This window comes from Burkholderia mayonis (genome assembly GCF_001523745.2).
Taxonomy (GTDB): Bacteria; Pseudomonadota; Gammaproteobacteria; order Burkholderiales; family Burkholderiaceae; genus Burkholderia; species Burkholderia mayonis.
The window spans coordinates 1,663,403-1,681,512 of the sequence record NZ_CP013386.1 but is presented as its reverse complement, the minus strand read 5'-3'; the positions used below and the strand labels follow the sequence as shown (position 1 = coordinate 1,681,512).

Annotated in this window: 21 protein-coding genes; 9 read left to right on the top strand and 12 right to left on the bottom strand. The window is 67.2% G+C overall.

The window, feature by feature from the left end; all coding sequences use genetic code 11:
• Positions 1-9 precede the first annotated feature (9 nt).
• From WS70_RS08440 to WS70_RS08430, 3 genes are read left to right on the top strand one after another with little or no spacing between them, the layout of a single operon-like run.
• Positions 10-666, top strand: coding sequence for an amino acid ABC transporter permease (locus WS70_RS08440; RefSeq protein ID WP_059597142.1), 657 nt, complete (start codon positions 10-12; stop codon positions 664-666).
• The gene (locus WS70_RS08435) at positions 663-1,415 is read left to right on the top strand and encodes an amino acid ABC transporter ATP-binding protein (protein WP_059597077.1); all 753 of its coding nucleotides are present in this window, start codon (positions 663-665) and stop codon (positions 1,413-1,415) included. The genes WS70_RS08440 and WS70_RS08435 overlap by 4 nt, the downstream gene beginning before the upstream one ends.
• On the top strand, positions 1,412-2,707 hold the full coding sequence (locus WS70_RS08430) for an NAD(P)/FAD-dependent oxidoreductase (protein ID WP_059597078.1): 1,296 nt from the start codon (positions 1,412-1,414) through the stop codon (positions 2,705-2,707). The genes WS70_RS08435 and WS70_RS08430 overlap by 4 nt, the downstream gene beginning before the upstream one ends.
• 130 nt (positions 2,708-2,837) lie before the next feature.
• On the opposite strand, the gene WS70_RS08425 is transcribed toward WS70_RS08430, so the two are convergent.
• The 10 genes from WS70_RS08425 to WS70_RS08380 form a co-directional block, all read right to left on the bottom strand.
• Positions 2,838-3,848, bottom strand: a complete 1,011-nt coding sequence (locus tag WS70_RS08425; RefSeq protein ID WP_059469141.1) for an inorganic phosphate transporter — start codon at positions 3,846-3,848, stop codon at positions 2,838-2,840.
• A 10-nt stretch (positions 3,849-3,858) separates the two neighbouring features.
• Positions 3,859-4,485: a DUF47 domain-containing protein gene (locus tag WS70_RS08420; protein WP_010103114.1), complete on the bottom strand. Its 627-nt coding sequence runs from the start codon at positions 4,483-4,485 to the stop codon at positions 3,859-3,861.
• Between the two features lie 138 nt (positions 4,486-4,623).
• Positions 4,624-6,006, bottom strand: a complete 1,383-nt coding sequence (locus WS70_RS08415; RefSeq protein ID WP_059469140.1) for a replicative DNA helicase — start codon at positions 6,004-6,006, stop codon at positions 4,624-4,626.
• A gap of 9 nt (positions 6,007-6,015) precedes the next feature.
• Positions 6,016-6,144 (bottom strand): DNA helicase, encoded by a 129-nt coding sequence (locus tag WS70_RS32760; RefSeq protein WP_082715882.1) that lies wholly within the window; start codon positions 6,142-6,144, stop codon positions 6,016-6,018.
• 5 nt (positions 6,145-6,149) lie between these two features.
• Positions 6,150-6,602 (bottom strand): 50S ribosomal protein L9, encoded by a 453-nt coding sequence (gene rplI / locus WS70_RS08405; RefSeq protein ID WP_059469139.1) that lies wholly within the window; start codon positions 6,600-6,602, stop codon positions 6,150-6,152.
• Between the two features lie 27 nt (positions 6,603-6,629).
• Entirely contained in the window at positions 6,630-6,905 is a 276-nt protein-coding gene (gene rpsR, locus WS70_RS08400; protein WP_004193360.1) for a 30S ribosomal protein S18, read from the bottom strand.
• A gap of 2 nt (positions 6,906-6,907) precedes the next feature.
• Entirely contained in the window at positions 6,908-7,207 is a 300-nt protein-coding gene (gene priB / locus WS70_RS08395) for a primosomal replication protein N (protein WP_010103106.1), read from the bottom strand.
• Positions 7,208-7,243: 36 nt separating this feature from the next.
• Positions 7,244-7,618 carry a 30S ribosomal protein S6 gene (rpsF, locus tag WS70_RS08390; protein ID WP_006026202.1) on the bottom strand — a complete coding sequence of 125 codons (375 nt, stop codon included), beginning with the start codon at positions 7,616-7,618 and terminating at the stop codon, positions 7,244-7,246.
• 234 nt (positions 7,619-7,852) lie between these two features.
• Positions 7,853-8,731: an anti-sigma factor family protein gene (locus WS70_RS08385; RefSeq protein ID WP_059469138.1), complete on the bottom strand. Its 879-nt coding sequence runs from the start codon at positions 8,729-8,731 to the stop codon at positions 7,853-7,855.
• Complete coding sequence (locus WS70_RS08380) at positions 8,721-9,422, bottom strand: RNA polymerase sigma factor (protein WP_059597143.1); 702 nt, start codon at positions 9,420-9,422, stop codon at positions 8,721-8,723. Before WS70_RS08380 ends, WS70_RS08385 begins: the two co-directional genes overlap by 11 nt.
• Positions 9,423-9,630: 208 nt before the next feature.
• On the opposite strand from WS70_RS08380, the gene WS70_RS08375 reads away from it, so the two are divergent.
• Positions 9,631-10,551: a metallophosphoesterase family protein gene (locus tag WS70_RS08375; RefSeq protein WP_059469137.1), complete on the top strand. Its 921-nt coding sequence runs from the start codon at positions 9,631-9,633 to the stop codon at positions 10,549-10,551.
• Positions 10,552-10,561: 10 nt separating this feature from the next.
• Positions 10,562-10,987 (top strand): cupredoxin domain-containing protein, encoded by a 426-nt coding sequence (locus WS70_RS08370; RefSeq protein WP_059469136.1) that lies wholly within the window; start codon positions 10,562-10,564, stop codon positions 10,985-10,987.
• A 178-nt stretch (positions 10,988-11,165) separates the two neighbouring features.
• On the opposite strand, the gene WS70_RS08365 is transcribed toward WS70_RS08370, so the two are convergent.
• Positions 11,166-12,077, bottom strand: a complete 912-nt coding sequence (locus WS70_RS08365; RefSeq protein WP_059597079.1) for a LysR family transcriptional regulator — start codon at positions 12,075-12,077, stop codon at positions 11,166-11,168.
• 164 nt (positions 12,078-12,241) lie between these two features.
• Here WS70_RS08365 and gcl point away from each other — a divergent pair, with 164 nt between their 5' ends.
• The 4 genes from gcl to lysM all read left to right on the top strand — a co-directional run bounded on the left by gcl (position 12,242) and on the right by lysM (position 16,894).
• Positions 12,242-14,017 (top strand): glyoxylate carboligase, encoded by a 1,776-nt coding sequence (gene gcl / locus WS70_RS08360; RefSeq protein WP_059597080.1) that lies wholly within the window; start codon positions 12,242-12,244, stop codon positions 14,015-14,017.
• A gap of 92 nt (positions 14,018-14,109) precedes the next feature.
• Positions 14,110-14,919, top strand: a complete 810-nt coding sequence (gene otnI / locus WS70_RS08355) for a 2-oxo-tetronate isomerase (protein ID WP_059597081.1) — start codon at positions 14,110-14,112, stop codon at positions 14,917-14,919.
• Positions 14,920-14,989: 70 nt separating this feature from the next.
• Positions 14,990-15,895 carry a 2-hydroxy-3-oxopropionate reductase gene (locus tag WS70_RS08350; RefSeq protein ID WP_059597082.1) on the top strand — a complete coding sequence of 302 codons (906 nt, stop codon included), beginning with the start codon at positions 14,990-14,992 and terminating at the stop codon, positions 15,893-15,895.
• Positions 15,896-16,423: 528 nt separating this feature from the next.
• A complete protein-coding gene (lysM, locus tag WS70_RS08335; RefSeq protein WP_010103083.1) occupies positions 16,424-16,894 on the top strand; it encodes a peptidoglycan-binding protein LysM in 471 nt (156 codons plus the stop codon).
• A gap of 150 nt (positions 16,895-17,044) precedes the next feature.
• Here lysM and WS70_RS08325 read toward each other — a convergent pair whose 3' ends face one another.
• Complete coding sequence (locus tag WS70_RS08325; RefSeq protein ID WP_059597083.1) at positions 17,045-18,088, bottom strand: asparaginase; 1,044 nt, start codon at positions 18,086-18,088, stop codon at positions 17,045-17,047.
• Positions 18,089-18,110 lie beyond the last annotated feature (22 nt).

Sequence of the window (18,110 nt, the reverse complement as noted above, 5' to 3'; positions counted from 1 at the left end):
GGCATGCCGATGTTCATCCAGAACCTGCTCGACTTCCTGCCGATCCTGCTGAAAGGCGCGGTCGTCACGATCGAGATCACCCTCTGTGCGTTCATGCTGAGCTCGGTGCTCGGGCTCGCGCTCGCGCTGATGCGCGTGTCGTCGAACCGCGCGCTCTCGCATGCGGCGGCCGCGATCGTCAACGTGATCCGCGGCCTGCCGATCATCGTTCAGCTGTTCTACATCTATTTCGTGCTGCCCGATCTCGGCGTGCAGCTCTCCGCATTCCAGGCGGGCTTCATCGGGCTCGGGATCGCGTACTCCGCGTATCAGGCGGAGAACTTCCGCGCGGGCATCGAGGCGATCGACCGCGGGCAGATCGAGGCCGCGCAGTCGATCGGCATGCGCGGCGCGATGATCATGCGCCGCGTCGTGCTGCCGCAAGCATTCCGGATCGCGCTGCCGCCGTATGGCAACACGCTCGTGATGATGCTGAAGGACTCGTCGCTCGCATCGACGATCACGGTCGCCGAAATGACGCGCGCCGGACAACTAATCGCGTCGTCGACGTTCCAGAACATGACGGTGTACACGCTCGTCGCGCTGCTCTATCTCGCGCTCAGCCTGCCGCTCGTCTACGGACTGCGGCGCATCGAACGCCGTCTCGGCATCAAGGGGAAGCGATGATTCGCATTCAGGACGTACACAAGCGCTTCCACGATCAGGAAGTACTCAAGGGCGTGAGCCTTCACGTCGACGCAGGCGAAGTGGTCTGCCTGATCGGGCCGTCGGGCTCGGGCAAATCGACGCTCCTTCGCTGCATCAACGGCCTCGAGACGCACGACGCCGGCGCGATCTCGATCGAAGGCCGGCTGGTCGACGCGAGTTCGCGCGAGATCCACGCGCTGCGCACGCAGGTCGGCATGGTGTTTCAGCGCTTCAATCTGTTCCCGCATCGCACCGCGCTCGAGAACGTCTGCGAAGGACCGCTCTACGTGAAGAAGGCGCCGCGCGACGCGGCGCGCGCGAACGCGTTGCGCCTGCTCGAGAAGGTCGGGCTCGCGCATCGCGTCGACGCGTATCCGTCGCAGTTGTCGGGCGGCCAGCAGCAGCGCGTCGCGATCGCCCGCGCGCTCGCGATGGAACCGCGCGCGATCCTGTTCGACGAGCCGACTTCCGCGCTCGATCCGGAGCTCGTCGGCGAAGTGCTCGGCGTGATGCGCCAGCTCGCGAACGACGGAATGACGATGATCGTCGTCACGCACGAGATGGGTTTCGCGCGCGAAGTCGCGGATCGCGTCTGCTTCCTGCACGACGGGCGGATCTGCGAGTCGGGCCGCGCGGCCGACGTCCTCGAATCCCCACAGCATCCGCGCACGCGCGACTTCCTGCGCCGGATGCTCGGCGCCTCCGATACGGCCGCCTCTTCACCATGACCCAAGCTGCCGCAGCAGAACCGCTGCCGCCTTCGCTGTGGGCGGCGACGGCGCCGCCCGGCGTCGACACGCCGCCGCTCGCCGAATCGACGCGCGCCGACGTCGCGATCGTCGGCGCCGGCTACACTGGATTATCGAGCGCCCTGTATCTCGCCGAGCGCGGCGCGACCGTGCGCGTGATCGACGCGCACGAGCCCGGCTGGGGCGCGTCGGGCCGCAACGGCGGCCAGGTGATCCCGGGCCTCAAGTACGACCCCGACGAACTGCTGCGCCGCTTCGGCCCGCGCGATGGCGAGGCGCTGATCGAAATGGCGGGCGGTGCCGCCGACATCGTCTTCGATCTGATCGACAAGCATGCGATCGCGTGCGATGCGACGCGCGCCGGCTGGGTCCAGCCGACCCATTCGGCCGCGCTGCTCGACACGCTGCACGCACGCGCGCGTCAGTGGGAAAAGCGCGGCGCAACGGTCGAACTGCTCGATCGAGAAGCGGTCGCGCGCCGGCTCGGCACGCACGCGTTCGTCGGCGGCTGGATCGACAAGCGCGCCGGCAGCGTGCAGCCGCTCGCGTATGCGCGCGGGCTCGCTCGGGCGGCGCAGGCCGCGGGCGCGACGCTGCACGGCGGCACACGCGCCGCGCGCATCGAGCACGGCGCGAGCGGCGGCTGGCGCATCCACACCGCGCACGGGCCGGCGATCGACGCGCAGCAGGTGCTGCTCGCGACGAACGGCTATACGGACGGCCTGTGGCCCGGCCTCGCGCAATCGGTGATCGCGGCGAACAGCTTCATCGTCGCGACCGAGCCGCTGCCCGACGCGCTCGCGCGCACGATCCTGCCGGGCGGCGAAGTCGCGTCCGACTCGCGGCGGCTGTTGCTCTACTTTCGGAAGGACGCATCGGGACGCCTGCTGATCGGCGGCCGCGGGCCGTTTCGCGAGCCGCGCGGCGCGGCGGACTGGGCGCATCTCGAGCGCTCGGTGAAGCTGATGTTTCCGCAGCTGGAGAACGTCCGCCACGAATACCGCTGGGCCGGTCGGATCGCGATCACGCGCGACTTCCTTCCGCACGTCCACCGTCCGGCGCCGGGGCTCACGATCGCGCTCGGCTACAACGGCCGCGGCATCGCGCTCGCGACGACGCTCGGCCGGCATCTCGCCGCCGCGATGAGCGGCGCCGCGCGCGCGCTGCCGCTCGCCGCGACACCGGTCAGGCCGATTCCGCTGCATGCGCTGCAGCGTCTGTACATCAGCGCGGGCGTCGCGTGGTACGGGCTGCTCGACGCGCTGTCGTAACAGCGACGATCGCCTCGCCCGCGCAACGCGCGCCCATCAAAGACGATGCGCCGCAGCCTTTCGGCATGCGGCGCATCGTCGTTTTCGGCGACGCGCGGCGTCGAGCCGCGCGGTCGGCCGGATCAGGCCGTCAGAACACCCGGTGGCCGATCCACCAGCCGGCCGCCGCGATCAGCGCCGACGCGGGAATCGTCAGCACCCACGCCCACACGATGTTGCCCGCGACGCCCCAGCGCACGGCCGACAGCTTGCGCGTCGCGCCGACGCCGACGATCGCACCCGTGATCGTATGCGTGGTCGATACCGGAATGCCCATCCAAGAGGCGACGAACAGCGTGAGCGCGCCGCCCGTCTCCGCGCAGAAGCCGCCGACCGGCTTCAGCTTGGTGATCTTCTGGCCCATCGTGCGGACGATCCGCCAGCCGCCGAACAGCGTGCCGAGCCCCATCGACAGGTAGCACGCGCCGATCACCCACACGGGCGGCGCGTCGGACGTCGCGGACGCGTAGCCCGACGCGATCAGCAGCATCCAGATGATGCCGATCGTCTTCTGCGCGTCGTTGCCGCCGTGGCCGAGGCTATAGAGGCTCGCGGACAATAGCTGCAGCCGCCTGAAGCGCCGGTCGACCTTGCTTGGCGCGGTCCTGAAGTACAGCCACGACACGCCGAGCATGAACAGCGACCCGAGAATGAAGCCGAGGAGCGGCGAGATGAAGATAAACGCGACGGTCTTCATCAGCCCGTCGATGTTGAGCGATCCCCAGCCCGACTTCGACACCGCGGCGCCGACGAGCCCGCCGATCAGCGCATGCGACGAGCTCGACGGAATCCCGTAGTACCACGTAATGATGTTCCAGCCGATCGCGCCGAACAGCGCGCCGAACACGACGTAGTGATCGACGATGCTCGCGTCGATCGTGCCTTTGCCGACGGTCTGCGCGACCTTCAGGTGGAAGATGAAATACGCGATGACGTTGAATGCCGCCGCGAACACGACGGCCTGCTGGGGCTTCAGCACCCCGGTCGACACGACGGTCGCGATCGAGTTCGCGGCGTCGTGGAAGCCGTTCATGAAATCGAACACGAGCGCGACGAGCACGAGCGCCGCGACGGCCCACAAGGCGAGTTGTATCGAATGCATCGTGATCCGCTCAGGCGTTTTCCAGCACGATGCCTTCGATGATGTTCGCGACATCCTCGCACTTGTCGGTGATCTGCTCGAGCAGCTCGTAGATCGCCTTCAGTTTGATGAGCGTCTTGACGTCGTCTTCCTCGCGGAAGAGCTTCGACATCGCCGCGCGCAGCACGCGGTCAGCCTCCGATTCCCAGCGATCGATCTCCTCGCACGCCTTCAGGATCTGGCTCGACTGCTTCATGTCCGACAGCAGCGCGACGGCCGCCTGCACGTGCTGCGCCGACTGCGTGACGATGTGCGCGAGCTGGCTCGCCTCGGACGTCACCGACTGCACGTCGTACAGCGACACGGCGGTCGCGACGTCCTCCATCAGGTCGAGGATGTCGTCCATCGTCGTGATCAGCTTATGGATTTCGTCGCGGTCGAGCGGCGTGATGAACGTCTTGTGCAGCAGGTCGATCGCTTCGTGCGTCAACTTGTCTGCGGCCTTCTCGGCCGATTGCACATTCTGCTTGTGAATCTCGGCGTCCGCGAGATTGTCGATCAGAAGTTCGAGCTCGCGTCCGCCGGAGACGATGTAATTCGCGTGCGCGTTGAAGATTTCGAAGAACTTGCCCTCGGTGGGCATGAATCGACCGAACATGGGATTCCTGAAAGATGGTCAAACGGCTGTCACAAAAACCGGCGACATTGTACTGTTTTACCGTTGCCCGCCAAGCGCCCGATTGCGACGACGGCGACGAGATACAACGTTTTGCGAAATTGGGGTTTACATCCGGCGCTACTCGCCGTAGAAGTTTTGCGCCCCTGCAAAATTGTCGAACTTCGTGTATTGACCCAGGAACGTGAGTCGAACGGGACCGATCGGGCCGTTACGCTGCTTGCCGATGATGACCTCGGCCGTGCCCTTGTCGGGGCTGTCCGGGTTGTACACTTCGTCGCGGTAAATGAACAGGATCACGTCCGCGTCCTGTTCGATTGCGCCCGATTCCCGCAAGTCCGACATCACCGGCCGCTTGTTCGGCCGCTGCTCGAGCCCGCGATTGAGCTGCGATAGCGCGATTACCGGCACATCGAGCTCCTTCGCGAGGCTCTTCAGCGATCGCGAAATTTCCGAGATTTCGGTCGCGCGGTTCTCGCCCTGCGACGAGCCCGTCATCAGCTGCAGGTAGTCGACGATGATGAGCCCGAGCTTGCCGCACTGGCGCGCGAGGCGCCGCGCGCGCGAGCGCAGTTCCATCGGATTCAGGCCGCCCGTCTCGTCGATGAAGAGTTGCGCCTCGCTCATTTTCTGCACCGCATGCGTGAGCTTCGGCCAATCCTCGTCGGTGAGGCGCCCGGTTCGCATCCGATGCTGGTCGAGCCGGCCGACCGAGCCGAGCATCCGCATCACGAGCTGCGTGCCCGGCATTTCCATCGAGAACACCGCGACGGGCAGCCCGTACTCGACAGCGACGTATTCGCCGATGTTCATCGATAACGCCGTCTTACCCATCGACGGCCGGCCGGCGACGATGATCAGCTCGCCGCCGTGCATGCCGGACGTCATCCGGTCGAGATCGACGAAGCCCGTCGGCGTGCCCGTCACGTCGCTCGGATTCGCCGTGTGATAAAGCGTGTCGATCCGCTCGACGACCTGCGTGAGGAGCGGCCCGATCTCGAGGAAGCCCTGCGTGCCGCGCGCGCCGTCCTCGGCGATCGAGAACACCTTCGACTCGGCCTCGTCGAGCAGTTGGCGGACTTCCTTGCCCTGCGGATTGAACGCGTCGGCCGAAATTTCGTCGGCGACCGACACGAGCCGGCGCAGCACCGCGCGATCGCGGACGATTTCCGCATAACGGCGAATGTTCGCGGCGCTCGGCGTGTTCTGCGCGAGCGCGTTCAGGTACGCGAGCCCGCCGACGTCTTCCGCCTTGCCGGACGTCGTCAGCGCCTCGTAGACGGTCACGACGTCGGCCGGGCGCGTCGACGCGATCAGACGGCCGATGTGCTCGAAGATGATGCGGTGGTCGTACCGGTAGAAGTCGCCTTGCGACAGGAAGTCGGCGATCCGGTCCCAGGCGCCGTTGTCGAGCAGCAGGCCGCCCAGCACCGACTGCTCGGCCTCGATCGAGTGAGGCGGGACTTTCAGCGATTCGATTTGGGGATCTTTCGGCGCGTTCATGGCTTCGGATTATCGCGAAATGGGCGCGGCTTCGCCAGCGGGCGTCGGGAACGCCGAGAAACGAAAAAAGGCAGGAACCGGTTGCCCGGGCCCCTGCCCTTCATGTCGGGCGGCGTGCGCCGCCCGTAGAGACTGCATGTCGCTTACGCGTGATCGCCGATCACGTTGACCGTCACGTCGACGACGACGTCGGTGTGCAGCGCAACTTGCACGCCATGCTCGCCGATCATCTTCAGCGGGCCTTCCGGCATGCGCACTTGCGCCTTCTCGACTTCGTAGCCCGCCTTCTTCAGCAGTTCCGCGACGTCGCCGTTCGTGACCGAGCCGAACAGACGGCCGTCGACGCCCGACTTCTGCGTGATTTCGAACGACTGGCCGCTCAGCTTCTCGCCGACCGCTTGCGCGGCGGCCAGCTTCTCGCCGGCGACCTTTTCGAGTTCCGCGCGGCGGACTTCGAATTCAGCGATCGCGTCCTTCGTCGCGCGGCGTGCCTTGCGGTTCGGGATCAGGAAGTTGCGAGCGTAACCGTCCTTGACCTTGACGATATCGCCGAGGTTGCCCAGATTGGCGACTTTTTCCAACAGAATGATTTGCATTCGAATTCTCCTTATTGCGTCGCCTGATTACGCCTTGTGCTGATCCGTGTACGGCAGCAGCGCGAGGAAACGCGCGCGCTTGATCGCCGTATCCAGCTGGCGCTGATAGTGGGCCTTCGTGCCCGTCAGACGCGCCGGCGTGATCTTGCCGTTCTCGCCGATGAAGTCCTTCAGCGTTTCCGTGTCCTTGTAGTCGATCTGCTCGACGCCGGCTGCCGTGAAGCGGCAGAACTTCTTGCGCTTGAAGAGCGGGTTTTGTTGCTGACGACGCTTGTCGAATTTCTTACCAGTGGGGCGGGCCATGTTCAGTCCTTTCCAATGTCCTGCAATGCTGTGATGTGAAACACCAAGGTTCTCGCGTTACGGCTCTTTTTCGCCAGAAAACCTGTGAAGAGCGTCTCGACGCCCATCTCGCAGCCTTCCAGCTTGCCGCTCGCCTCGCCTGCCGCCACGGCCGGGATCGTCAATTCGACCTGCCGGGCGATGCCTGCTTCGACGACTTCCGTGCGATGCTGCAACGTGGCGCTTGCGATCGGAACGCCGGCGGGGGTGTACCGCACCGGTTCACGCTCGACGACGCTCGCCGTCAATTGCAGCCTGTTCACGAAAGCGACGCGCTCCTTTCCTGGTGGCTTGTTGCGTTAAGCCTGCGCTTCGGTCGGCTGAGCGGCAGCCGCCTTCTTGGCTTCTTCGCGCTGAACTTCCTTCATCATCGGCGACGGACCGGTTTCGGCCTTCTTCATCTTGACGATGAGGTGACGCAGCACGGCGTCGTTGAACTTGAACGCGTGTTCGAGTTCGTCGAGCGTCGCCTGGTCGCACTCGATGTTCATGCAGACGTAGTGAGCCTTCGCGAGTTTCTCGATCATGTAGGCCAGTTGGCGGCGGCCCCAGTCTTCGACGCGGTGGATCTGGCCACCATGCGACGTGATCGTGGACTTGTAGCGCTCGATCATCGCGGGCACTTGCTCGCTTTGATCGGGGTGCACGATGAAGACGATTTCGTAATGACGCATACACACTCCTTGTGGATTGAAGCCACCCGGGCGTCGGAACCGGTGTGACAAGTGAGAAGCCAAATATTCTAACCCGGATATGGGTCGCGTGCAAGATTCATCGATGATTCGCCGCGCGATTCGGCCGTGTTTTCAACGACTTGGGCAGGCGGCCGCTTGGCATCGCCGGGCCGGCGCGGCGTTCGTCGCGCGATCGAACTGGATCTTGACGGGGTCGCATCGCGCGCGGCGCCGTCATTCGGTTCGCGGCGCCGCGACGCGCGCGGTCAGCGCCGTCCTGAACGCCGCGAGCGCGGACGGCTCCGCATCGGTCACCGCCCACCACGTCATGCCCGCCGCGTCCCAGCGGTCGAGCGCGTAACCCTGCGACACGGTCGCGTAAGGCGCCGCCCCGCCCTCGCCCGACGGCCACGGCCGCACGTAGACGTCGATCACGTGCTGCCGGTAGCGGTACACGAGTACCGCGACGCGACGCTGCCCGATGTAATCAAGCCGGCCGCCCGCGAGCGTGAAGCCGCTTGCGCTCAGGTCGACGACGGGCGGCGCGTAGTCGAGGCGCCCGTTGAACCATGGCTTGACCGTGTGCCGGTCGGTCGAGATCACGTCGATGTCCCGCGACGACAGGCCGGCCCGCACGTGGCTCGCGACGATTTCGTCGACGATGCGCTCGGTCGCCGCGCGGCGCGTGCCGACCGTGAGGCCGGCCGCCGCGGCAAGCGCGATCGCCAATGCGACGCCCCAGCCGAGGCCGGGCAGCGCGGCGGCGCGCGGACGCGGCCAGCGGACTGCCGGGCCGGCGGGCGCGCCGCGGGGGCCAGGCCGGCTGAACCAGCGCCATGTTCGCGCGGCGGGCGGGCCGCCATCAGGAGCCCTGACGTCCGGAAGCGGCGCGTCCGGAACCGGCAATCCCGCGACGATGCGGGCGCGCAGCGCGTCCGACGCGCGATGGTATTCCGCCTGCCTCACCGCCCGACCGAGCGCGACGAGCCGGTCGCGCTCGAGGCGGCACGCGTCGCAGCCGTCGACGTGCCGCTCGACCCGCAACGCGTCGGGCGCGGAGAGTTCGCGGTCGACGTCCGCGTCGAGCAGCGCGCGCGTTTCGTTACAGTCCATCAATGGCCTCCGATGCGGTTCCGGACGGCGGCGCGCCCCCTTCGCCAGCCGCCGCGCGCGCGCTCGCCTGCGCCTGCGCGCGGCCAGCGCGCGGCGCCGGCACGTCGTGCGCGTCGCCGAGCAACGCGGCGAGACGCCTGCGCGCCCGCGCGAGCCGCGACATCACCGTGCCAACGGGCACATCGGTAACCGCCGCGATCTCGCGGTAACTCAAATCCTCCATTTCGCGCAGCACGAGCACCTCGCGATACTCGGGCGGCAGCTTCGCGAGCGCGTCGTTCACGCGGTGGACATCTTCGCTGCGCATCAGGAGCGCGAGCGGATCCTCGGCCGCCGGGTGCCAGTCGTCCGGCGAATCCGCGGCGTCGAGCGCGTCGGCCGACGCGACTTCGCGCGCGTTCGCCCGCCGCCGCCATTCGGTGTACCAGGTGTGGCGCACGATCGTCAGCAGCCACGGCCGCGCATTGTCGCCGCGGCACGAATCGAGAAAGCGGAACGCACGCATGCACGCCTCCTGCACGACGTCATCCGCGTCGCTCGCGTTGCCGCACAGCCAGCGCGCGAGGTTGTACGCGGCGTCCAGATGCGGCAGCGCGAGCGCCCGGAAGCGCTCGCCGCGCGCCGCCACGTCGCCCGTATCGTCCATGTCGCCCGCGTCACGTTCGTCGACCATCCGGCCGAATTGACCCACGTCGCCTCCCCTGGATGCGCGGCCGCCGGCCGCTCGCGTCCGGCGCACGACGCCGCCGGAAACGGCACGCACGCGGTCAAGCATCCCTACCGCCCATCGATCCAGTTTATTCCCGCCGCCCGCGCGCGGAGACGAAAAATAAACCGGGAATACTCGCCGCGCGGCGACGGTATGACAGGTACGTACCGTCACTTGCGAAGGAGCCGCCATGCCGAACCCGACCCCGTCCCTGAAGCGCCGCGATTTCCTGCGCCTCGCCGCATGTGGAGGCGGCGTCGCGTTCGCGTCCGCGCTGCCCGGCTGGAGCCTCGCCGCCGACGGCGGCGCCGATTTCTTCTTCGCCCAGCTCTCCGACGCGCACTGGGGCTTCACCGGCCCCGCGATCAACCCCGACGCGCACGGCACGCTGCCGAAGGCAATCGAAGCGGTCAACGCGCTGCCCGTCGCGCCCGACTTCGTGATGTTCACGGGCGACCTCACGCACACGACCGACGATCCCGCCGAGCGCCGCGAGCGGATGCGGCAGTTCCAGTCGATCGTCGCGCAATTGAAGGTGAAGCCGCTCCACCTGATGCCGGGCGAGCACGACGCGAGTCTCGACGCGGGCGCCGCGTACCGCGAGATCTTCGGCGACACGCACTACGCGTTCGATCACAAGGGCGTGCATTTCGTCGTCGTCGACAACGTGTCGGATCCGGCCGGCCGCGTCGGCGATGCGCAGATCGACTGGCTCGCGCAGGATCTCGCGCGGCAGCCGAAGGACGCGCGCATCGTCGTGTTCACACACCGGCCGCTCTTCGATCTCGCGCCGCAGTGGGACTGGGCGACGCGCGACGGCGCGAAGGTCGTCGACGTGCTGATGCCCTATCCGAACGTCACCGTGTTCTACGGGCACATCCACCAGGAACATCACGCGATGACGGGCCATATCGCGCATCACGCGGCGCGCTCGCTGATGTTCCCGCTGCCCGCGCCCGGCTCGCAGGACAAGCGCCTGCCGGTGCCGTGGGACGCCGCCGCGCCGTATCACGGGCTCGGCTGGCGCGAGGTGCGCGTCGGCGACGCGACGCGCGCGCTTGCGCTGACCGAGATGCCCGTCGGCGCGAAGCAACCGCAACCAGCCGTCTGAGGAGCGAGCGATGCGCCATTTTTTTTTCGATCCGCATGCGCTTCGCGGCCGGACGCCGGCGACGGCGGCGTCCGCATCGCGCCGCCGCTGGCTGCTCATCGCGGGCGGTGCGGCGCTTGCCGCGCTCGCGGGCGTCGACATGTCGCGCGTGCGCGCCGCCGAGCCGCGCGTGATCAAGGTTCACGCGCGGCGTTTCGTGTTCACGCCGGACCGGATCGCGCTTGCGCCGCACGAATCGGTCGTGTTCGAACTGACCGCGCAGGACACCGTGATGGGCTTTTCGATCCCGCAGTACGGCGTGCGTGCGGACGTGCCGCCGGGCGCGGTCGTGCGCGTCGCCGCGCAGGCGGGCGACGCGGGAACGGTTCAGTTCCTGTGCGACATCTTCTGCGGCTCCGGGCACGAGACGATGAACGGCGTGCTCGTCGTCGGGTAGCGCGGAGACCGACCGGCATCGGCTGATCGGCTGATCAATTGGCGAACTGGCGAACTGGCGAACTGGCGAACTGGCGAACTGGCGAACTGGCGAACTGGCGAACTGGCGAACTGGCGAACTGGCGAACTGGCGAACTGGCGCCGCGCGCGAAAGAACGCGCGCGCGGCGCCCGGCGCGCTCACTCGGCGCCTTCCCAATATCCGGGCCGCGCGTACACGTCGCGCAGATAGTCGATGAAATAGCGAACCCGCGCCGGCACGTAGCGCTGCTGCGGATAGACGGCGAGAATGTCGTAGTCGGGCAGCGCGTATTCGTCGAGCACGGTTTCGAGCTCGCCGCGCGCGAGCTGCTGCGCGATCTCCCACGTCGAGCGCCAGCCGAGTCCGAGCCCCTCCGACACCCAGCGGTGCAGCAGCTCGCCGTCGTTGCAGTCGAGCGTGCCCGACACGCGCATCGTCACGAGCTTGCCGTTGCGCCGGAAATACCAGCCGCGGTTCTGCCCGCCCTGCAGGTTGAACGCGAGGCAGTTGTACGCCGCGAGGTCGTCGAGCGTCTTCGGCCGGCCGTGCCGGCGGAAATACTCGGGCGTCCCGCACACGACGCGCCGGTTCGACGCGAGCTTCACCGCGACGAAGTTCGGATCGACCGCGCCGCCGATCCGGATCGACAGGTCGTAGCCCTCGCGCACGAGATCGACCACGCGATCAGTCAGGTTGAACGACATCTGCAAGTCGGGCTTGTCGGCGACGAACGCGGGCGCGAGCGGCGCGACGTGCTTGCGGCCGAACGCGGCGGGCGCCGACACGATCAGGTGCCCGCTCACCGCGCGGCGCCCAGCCACGATCTCGTTCTCCGCCTGCGCCCACTCGGAGAGGAGCCCGCGGCAGTGTTCGAGGAACGCCGCGCCGTCTTCGCTGACGACGAGCCGGCGCGTCGACCGGTATATCAGCTTCACGCCGAGCCGCCTCTCGAGCGCGTCGATCCGACGCCCGAGCACGACAGGCGACACCCCTTCCTCGAGCGCGGCCGCCGCGAGACTTCCCGCGTCGGCGACCCGCACGAAGGTTTCGATCTGCTTGAACCGGTCCATCCGCTGTCTCCTGCCCGCCCGACGCCGCCGCATGCGCCCGGCATTCGATACTTTTAGTTTCGAAATAAGCGACTCGAGCGAATCTTATCAAACCTTTCCTGCGTCCCTAAAGTGTCTTCGACACCAGCGATACCCGCGATTCGCATCGAACAAGGAGACATTTCATGGCCAGGATGAGAGCCGTCGACGCCGCCGTGCTCGTGCTCGAGAAGGAAGGCGTGCAGACCGCGTTCGGCGTGCCGGGCGCCGCGATCAACCCGCTGTACTCGGCGCTGCGCCGCTCGGGCGCGATCGGGCACGTGCTCGCGCGGCACGTCGAAGGCGCGTCGCACATGGCGGAAGGCTACACGCGGGCCGCGCCCGGCAACATCGGCGTGTGCATCGGCACGTCGGGCCCGGCCGGCACCGACATGATCACGGGCCTCTACTCGGCATCGGCCGACTCGATCCCGATCCTCGCGATCACCGGCCAGGCGCCGCGCGCGCGGCTCCACAAGGAAGATTTCCAGGCGGTCGACATCGAATCGATCGCGAAGCCCGTCACGAAATGGGCGGTCACGGTGCGCGAGCCGGCGCTCGCGCCGCGCGTGTTCCAGCAGGCGTTCCACCTGATGCGCTCGGGCCGCCCGGGCCCCGTGCTGATCGATTTGCCGATCGACGTGCAATTGGCCGAGATCGAATTCGACATCGCGACCTACGAGCCGCTGCCCGTCTACAAGCCGCGCGCGACGCGCGCGCAGATCGAGGCCGCGCTCGCGATGCTGAACGACGCCGAGCGCCCGCTCATCGTATCCGGCGGCGGCGTGATCAACGCGAACGCCGAGCACCTGCTCGTCGAATTTGCGGAAACGCTCGGCGTGCCGGTGATTCCGACGCTGATGTCGTGGGGTGTGATTCCCGACGACCATCCGCTGATGGCGGGCATGGTCGGCCTGCAGACGTCGCACCGCTACGGCAACGCGACGCTGCTCGCGTCCGACTTCGTGCTCGGCATCGGCAACCGCTGGGCGAACCGCCACACGGGCAGCATCGACGTCTATACGAAGGGCCGCAAGTTCGTCCACGTCGACATCGAACCGACGCAGATCGGCCGCGTGTTCGGCCCCGATCTCGGGATCGCGTCGGATGCGAAGGCGGCGCTCGAACTGTTCGTCGAGCTCGCGCGCGAATGGAAGGCGGCGGGCAAGCTGAAGGATCGCGGCGCATGGGTCGCCGACTGCCAGCAGCGCAAGCGCACGCTGCAGCGCAAGACGCATTTCGACGACGTGCCGGTCAAGCCGCAGCGCGTGTACGAAGAGATGAACAAGGCGTTCGGCCGCGACACCTGCTACGTGAGCACGATCGGGCTGTCGCAGATCGCTGCCGCGCAGTTCCTGCACGTATTCAAGGCGCGCAACTGGATCAACTGCGGCCAGGCGGGCCCGCTCGGCTGGACGATTCCCGCCGCGCTCGGCGTGCGCGCGGCCGATCCGCGGCGCCCGATCGTCGCGCTGTCGGGCGACTACGATTTCCAGTTCATGATCGAAGAGCTCGCGGTGGGCGCGCAGTTCAAGCTGCCGTACGTGCACGTCGTCGTCAACAACTCGTATCTCGGCCTGATCCGCCAGGCGCAGCGCGCGTTCGACATGGACTACTGCGTGCAGCTCGCGTTCGACAACGTCAACGCGCCCGAATTGAACGGCTACGGCGTCGACCACGTGGCCGTGGCCGAAGGGCTCGGCTGCAAGGCGCTGCGCGTGTTCGAGCCGGAAGAGATCGCGCCCGCGCTCGAACGCGCGCGGCAGATGACGGCCGAGTTCAGCGTGCCCGTCGTCGTCGAAGTGATCCTCGAGCGCGTGACGAACATCTCGATGGGCGCCGAGATCGACGCGATCAACGAGTTCGAGGATCTCGCGGACAAGGCCGAGCATGCGCCGACCGCGATCTCGCTGCTCGACTGATGCGTGCCGCCTTCATTGCTTTGCGCCATTGATCAGCTTCGCCGATCAATTTGATCGACTTGCCCAACTGACCGACCAGCGAGACCACCGACATGCCGAAATTCGCAGCCAATCTGACGATGCTGTTCAACGAGGCGCCGTTTCTCGACCGCTTCAAGGCGGCGGCCGACGCGGGCTTCGATGCCGTCGAGTTCCTGTTCCCGTATCCGTACGCGAAGGAAGAACTCGCCGAGCGGCTCGAAGCAAACCGCCTGCGACTCGTGCTGCACAACCTGCCTGCGGGCAACTGGGACCAGGGCGAGCGCGGGATCGCGTGCCTGCCCGATCGCGTCGGCGAATTCCGGGACGGCGTCGGCCGCGCGATCGAGTATGCACACGCGCTGAAGGTGCCGCAGGTGAATTGCCTCGTCGGCATTCCGTCGGCGAGCCAGAAGCGCGACACGACGCTCGTCACGATCGTCGAGAACCTGCGCTTCGCCGCCGCCGAATTGAAGCAGGCGGGCATTCGCCTGCTCGTCGAGCCGTGCAATTCGTACGACATCCCGGGCTTCGCGCTGAACCGCTCGGCCGATGCGCTCGACGTGATCCGCGCGGTCGGCTCCGACAATCTGTTCCTGCAGTACGACATCTATCACATGCAGCGAATGGAGGGCGAGCTCGCGGCGACGATCAGGCAGCACATTGGATCGATCGCGCACGTCCAGCTCGCGGACAACCCGGGCCGCCACGAGCCCGGCACGGGCGAGATCAACTACGCGTATCTGTTCGATCTGCTCGACGCGCTCGGCTACGACGGCTACGTCGGCTGCGAATACAAGCCGCGCACGACGACGGCCGAAGGTCTCGGCTGGCGGCGGCGGATCGCGCACGTCGACGCGAAGCACGCACGCAGCGCCGCTTGATCCGGCTCGCACGCGAGCGCATCCGCTCATTCCGAACGCACGATTCACAGGATTCACAGGAGACACTGCAATGGCAACGATCGGCTTCATCGGCCTCGGCATCATGGGCGCGCACATGGCGCGCAACCTGCTCAAGGGCGGTCACCGCCTCGTCGTGAACGGCGCGTATCCGGTGCCGGCCGACCTGCGCGATCGAGCGCAAGTCGTCGCGGATTCGACGGCCGTCGCGCAGGCGTCGGAAATCGTGATCGCGATGGTGCCCGACACGCCCGACGTGCGAAACGTGCTGTTCGCCGACGACGGCGTCGCGAAGGGCCTCGCCGCCGGCAAGCTCTTGATCGACATGAGCTCAATCTCGCCGCTCGACACGCGCGACTTCGCGAAAGAGATCAATGCACTCGGCTGCGACTATCTCGATGCGCCCGTGTCGGGCGGCGAAGTCGGCGCGCGCGATGCGACGCTCACGATCATGGTCGGCGGCCCGCAACGCGCGTTCGAGCGCGCGAAGCCGCTCTTCGATCTGATGGGCAAGAACGTCTCGCTGATCGGCGACAACGGCGCGGGCCAGACCTGCAAGGTCGCGAATCAGATCATCGTCGCGCTGAACATCGAAGCGGTCGCCGAGGCGCTGCTGTTCGCCGCGCGCTCGGGCGCCGATCCGGAGCGCGTGCGCCGCGCGCTGATGGGCGGCTTCGCGTCGTCGCGCATTCTCGAGCTGCACGGCGAACGGATGACGAAACGCACGTTCGACCCGGGCTTCCGAATCGACCTGCATCGCAAGGACCTGAATCTCGCCCTCGACGGCGCGCGCCGGATGAACATCGCGCTGCCGCATACGGCGAGCGCGCAGCAGCTCCTCGGCGTGTGCGCGGCGAACGGCGGCGGCGCGTGGGATCACTCGGCGATCGTGCGCGCGCTCGAGATCATGTCGAACTTCGAAATCGGCGAGCCGCCGAGCGACGCGAAGGTCGCCTGAGCGATCGCACCGGCGCGATCCGTCGAATCGTGCGACGCGGGGCGCGACGAAGCGCGAATGCAAGCTCGCACGCGCGTCGTTCGCGCGAGCGGGAACAGGATCGCGATGTCGCCGGCCTTCGCCGCGACATCGACGCCTATCACGACAACGAGTCGTCCGCGTGACGCTCGATGCAATCGAATGCGATGCGTGCGCGACGCATCCTCGATGGGGCGCCTCGCCGCGTGCGGCATGCACGCGACGAGGCAAATGAAGCCGCTTTCGGCTGAGAGCGGCGGGTGGGTCCGCAGCGGCACTCGGCGTCGACGGGGAAGCCTTGGTCGGTCAGACGTCGTCGTCGGGTGTCCGTCTGTCGGATTCGTCATAGCGCGTATTACATTTCTTTACGTTCGCCGAAGCGATTTTTCATGCAATTTGCAACGCGAGCGCCTACACTTTCGCGACGCCTTTCGAGAAGCTTCGCACCGCTGCGGTGCTTCTCGCGACTTCACGGCGCATCTTTTTTCAATCACCTGAAGGAGTGTTGCGATGGGTCTTCTTTCGTTCATCAAAGAGGCGGGTGAAAAACTGCTCGGCAAGAGCGACGAGCAAGCCGCAGCCGATCCCGCCGCCGCCAATCAGACGGCCGCCGATGCGATCAAGAACTACATCTCCGCACAGGGTCTCGACACGTCGAACCTGACGGTCGCATTCGACGGCGCGTCGCGCACCGTCACGCTGTCGGGCAGCGTCGCGGACCTCGACACGAAGGCCAAGGTCAAGGTGGCGGCGGGCAACGTGCAGGGCGTCGCGGGCGTCAACGACGACGACCTGCAGCCGGACGATCCGCAAGTGCAGTACCACGACGTCGTCTCCGGCGACAACCTGTGGAAGATCGCCGAGAAGTACTACGGCGACGGCTCGAAGAACGACGTGATCTTCCAGGCGAACCGCCCGATGCTGTCGAGCCCGGACAGGATCTACCCGGGCCAGAAGCTCGTCATTCCGCCGCAGTCCTGAACGACGCGCGCGCAGCGGGCATCATGAAAAAAGCGGACTTGCGGGTCCGCTTTTTTCTTGCGCGTCGATGTTTCCTCCGAATCGATTCGACGCGCGATTCGACGCGGTGCGCTGCGGCCCGCTCGGCAAGCCGCGCGCTGCGCGCGCCGATCAATACGTGTCGAATATCTGCTGCAATTCGTGCACGCCGGCGACGCCCGCTGTGAGTGCGAGCATCAGCAATACGCGCGCCTTGTACGGGTTGAGCGAGCCCGCGCTCACGAAGCCGAGCGCGTCGTCGTTCGCTGCGCCGTTGCGCATCACGTGGCCCGAGCCGACGCGCGACGCGCGCACGACCGCGACGCCCTTCGCCGCCGCCTCGGCGAGCGCCGTCTGCAGCGTCGCGTGGATCGATCCGTTGCCCGTGCCCGCGACGACGAGCCCGCGCGCGCCCGCGGCGACGCATGCGTCGACCATCGCGCGCGATGTGCCCGCGTAGCTGACGATCACCTCGACCTGCGGCCATGCCGCGCCGATCGAAAAGCGCGAGTCGAGCGTGTGCGGGCGAGTCGCGCGGCGCGCGAATTCGATGCGGCCGTCCTGCACCCAGCCGAGCGCGCCGAGTTCCGGCGAATGAAACGCGTCGACCGCGTAGGTGCTCGTCTTCACGACGTCGCGCGCGCTATGGATCCGGTTGTTGAATGCGACGAGCACGCCCTGCCCGCGCGCCGCCGTGCTGCCTGCGACCGCCACCGCGTTCAGCAGGTTGAGCGGGCCGTCGGACGACAGCGCGGTCGCGGGCCGCATCGCCGCCGTCATCACGACGGGCTTCGCGGTCTTCACGGTCAGATGCAGCAGGTACGCGGTTTCTTCGAGCGTGTCGGTGCCGTGCGTGATCACGATGCCGTCGATCGCGTCATTGGCGGCGAGCGCGTCGATCCGCTCGGCGAGCGTCGTCCATAGTGCGGGCGACAAGTCCTTGCTGTCGATGCTCGCGATCTGCTCGGCCTCGATCGTCGCGATCTGCGCGAGCGCGGGTACCGCGGCAAGCAGCCGGTCGACGCCGAGCGCGCCCGCCTGGTAGCCGGCCGTCTGCGCGGCGTCGGGCGCCGCGCCCGCGATCGTGCCGCCCGTCGCGAGGACGGCGATGCGTGGCAGCGCGCGCGGCGCCGCGCTCGAAACGTTGGGGGTATTGGAAGATGTCGGTGCGTTCATGGCCGCGATTGTAACGGCAGCG

Coding starts and splice junctions, on each gene's coding strand:
- WS70_RS08440 (WP_059597142.1), top strand. CDS start 10: ATGTTCATCCAGAACCTGCTCGACTTCCTGCCGATCCTGCTGAAAGGC.
- WS70_RS08435 (WP_059597077.1), top strand. CDS start 663: ATGATTCGCATTCAGGACGTACACAAGCGCTTCCACGATCAGGAAGTA.
- WS70_RS08430 (WP_059597078.1), top strand. CDS start 1,412: ATGACCCAAGCTGCCGCAGCAGAACCGCTGCCGCCTTCGCTGTGGGCG.
- WS70_RS08425 (WP_059469141.1), bottom strand. CDS start 3,848: ATGCATTCGATACAACTCGCCTTGTGGGCCGTCGCGGCGCTCGTGCTC.
- WS70_RS08420 (WP_010103114.1), bottom strand. CDS start 4,485: ATGTTCGGTCGATTCATGCCCACCGAGGGCAAGTTCTTCGAAATCTTC.
- WS70_RS08415 (WP_059469140.1), bottom strand. CDS start 6,006: ATGAACGCGCCGAAAGATCCCCAAATCGAATCGCTGAAAGTCCCGCCT.
- WS70_RS32760 (WP_082715882.1), bottom strand. CDS start 6,144: ATGCAGTCTCTACGGGCGGCGCACGCCGCCCGACATGAAGGGCAGGGG.
- rplI (WP_059469139.1), bottom strand. CDS start 6,602: ATGCAAATCATTCTGTTGGAAAAAGTCGCCAATCTGGGCAACCTCGGC.
- rpsR (WP_004193360.1), bottom strand. CDS start 6,905: ATGGCCCGCCCCACTGGTAAGAAATTCGACAAGCGTCGTCAGCAACAA.
- rpsF (WP_006026202.1), bottom strand. CDS start 7,618: ATGCGTCATTACGAAATCGTCTTCATCGTGCACCCCGATCAAAGCGAG.
- WS70_RS08385 (WP_059469138.1), bottom strand. CDS start 8,731: ATGGACTGTAACGAAACGCGCGCGCTGCTCGACGCGGACGTCGACCGC.
- WS70_RS08375 (WP_059469137.1), top strand. CDS start 9,631: ATGCCGAACCCGACCCCGTCCCTGAAGCGCCGCGATTTCCTGCGCCTC.
- WS70_RS08370 (WP_059469136.1), top strand. CDS start 10,562: ATGCGCCATTTTTTTTTCGATCCGCATGCGCTTCGCGGCCGGACGCCG.
- WS70_RS08365 (WP_059597079.1), bottom strand. CDS start 12,077: ATGGACCGGTTCAAGCAGATCGAAACCTTCGTGCGGGTCGCCGACGCG.
- gcl (WP_059597080.1), top strand. CDS start 12,242: ATGGCCAGGATGAGAGCCGTCGACGCCGCCGTGCTCGTGCTCGAGAAG.
- otnI (WP_059597081.1), top strand. CDS start 14,110: ATGCCGAAATTCGCAGCCAATCTGACGATGCTGTTCAACGAGGCGCCG.
- WS70_RS08350 (WP_059597082.1), top strand. CDS start 14,990: ATGGCAACGATCGGCTTCATCGGCCTCGGCATCATGGGCGCGCACATG.
- lysM (WP_010103083.1), top strand. CDS start 16,424: ATGGGTCTTCTTTCGTTCATCAAAGAGGCGGGTGAAAAACTGCTCGGC.
- WS70_RS08325 (WP_059597083.1), bottom strand. CDS start 18,088: ATGAACGCACCGACATCTTCCAATACCCCCAACGTTTCGAGCGCGGCG.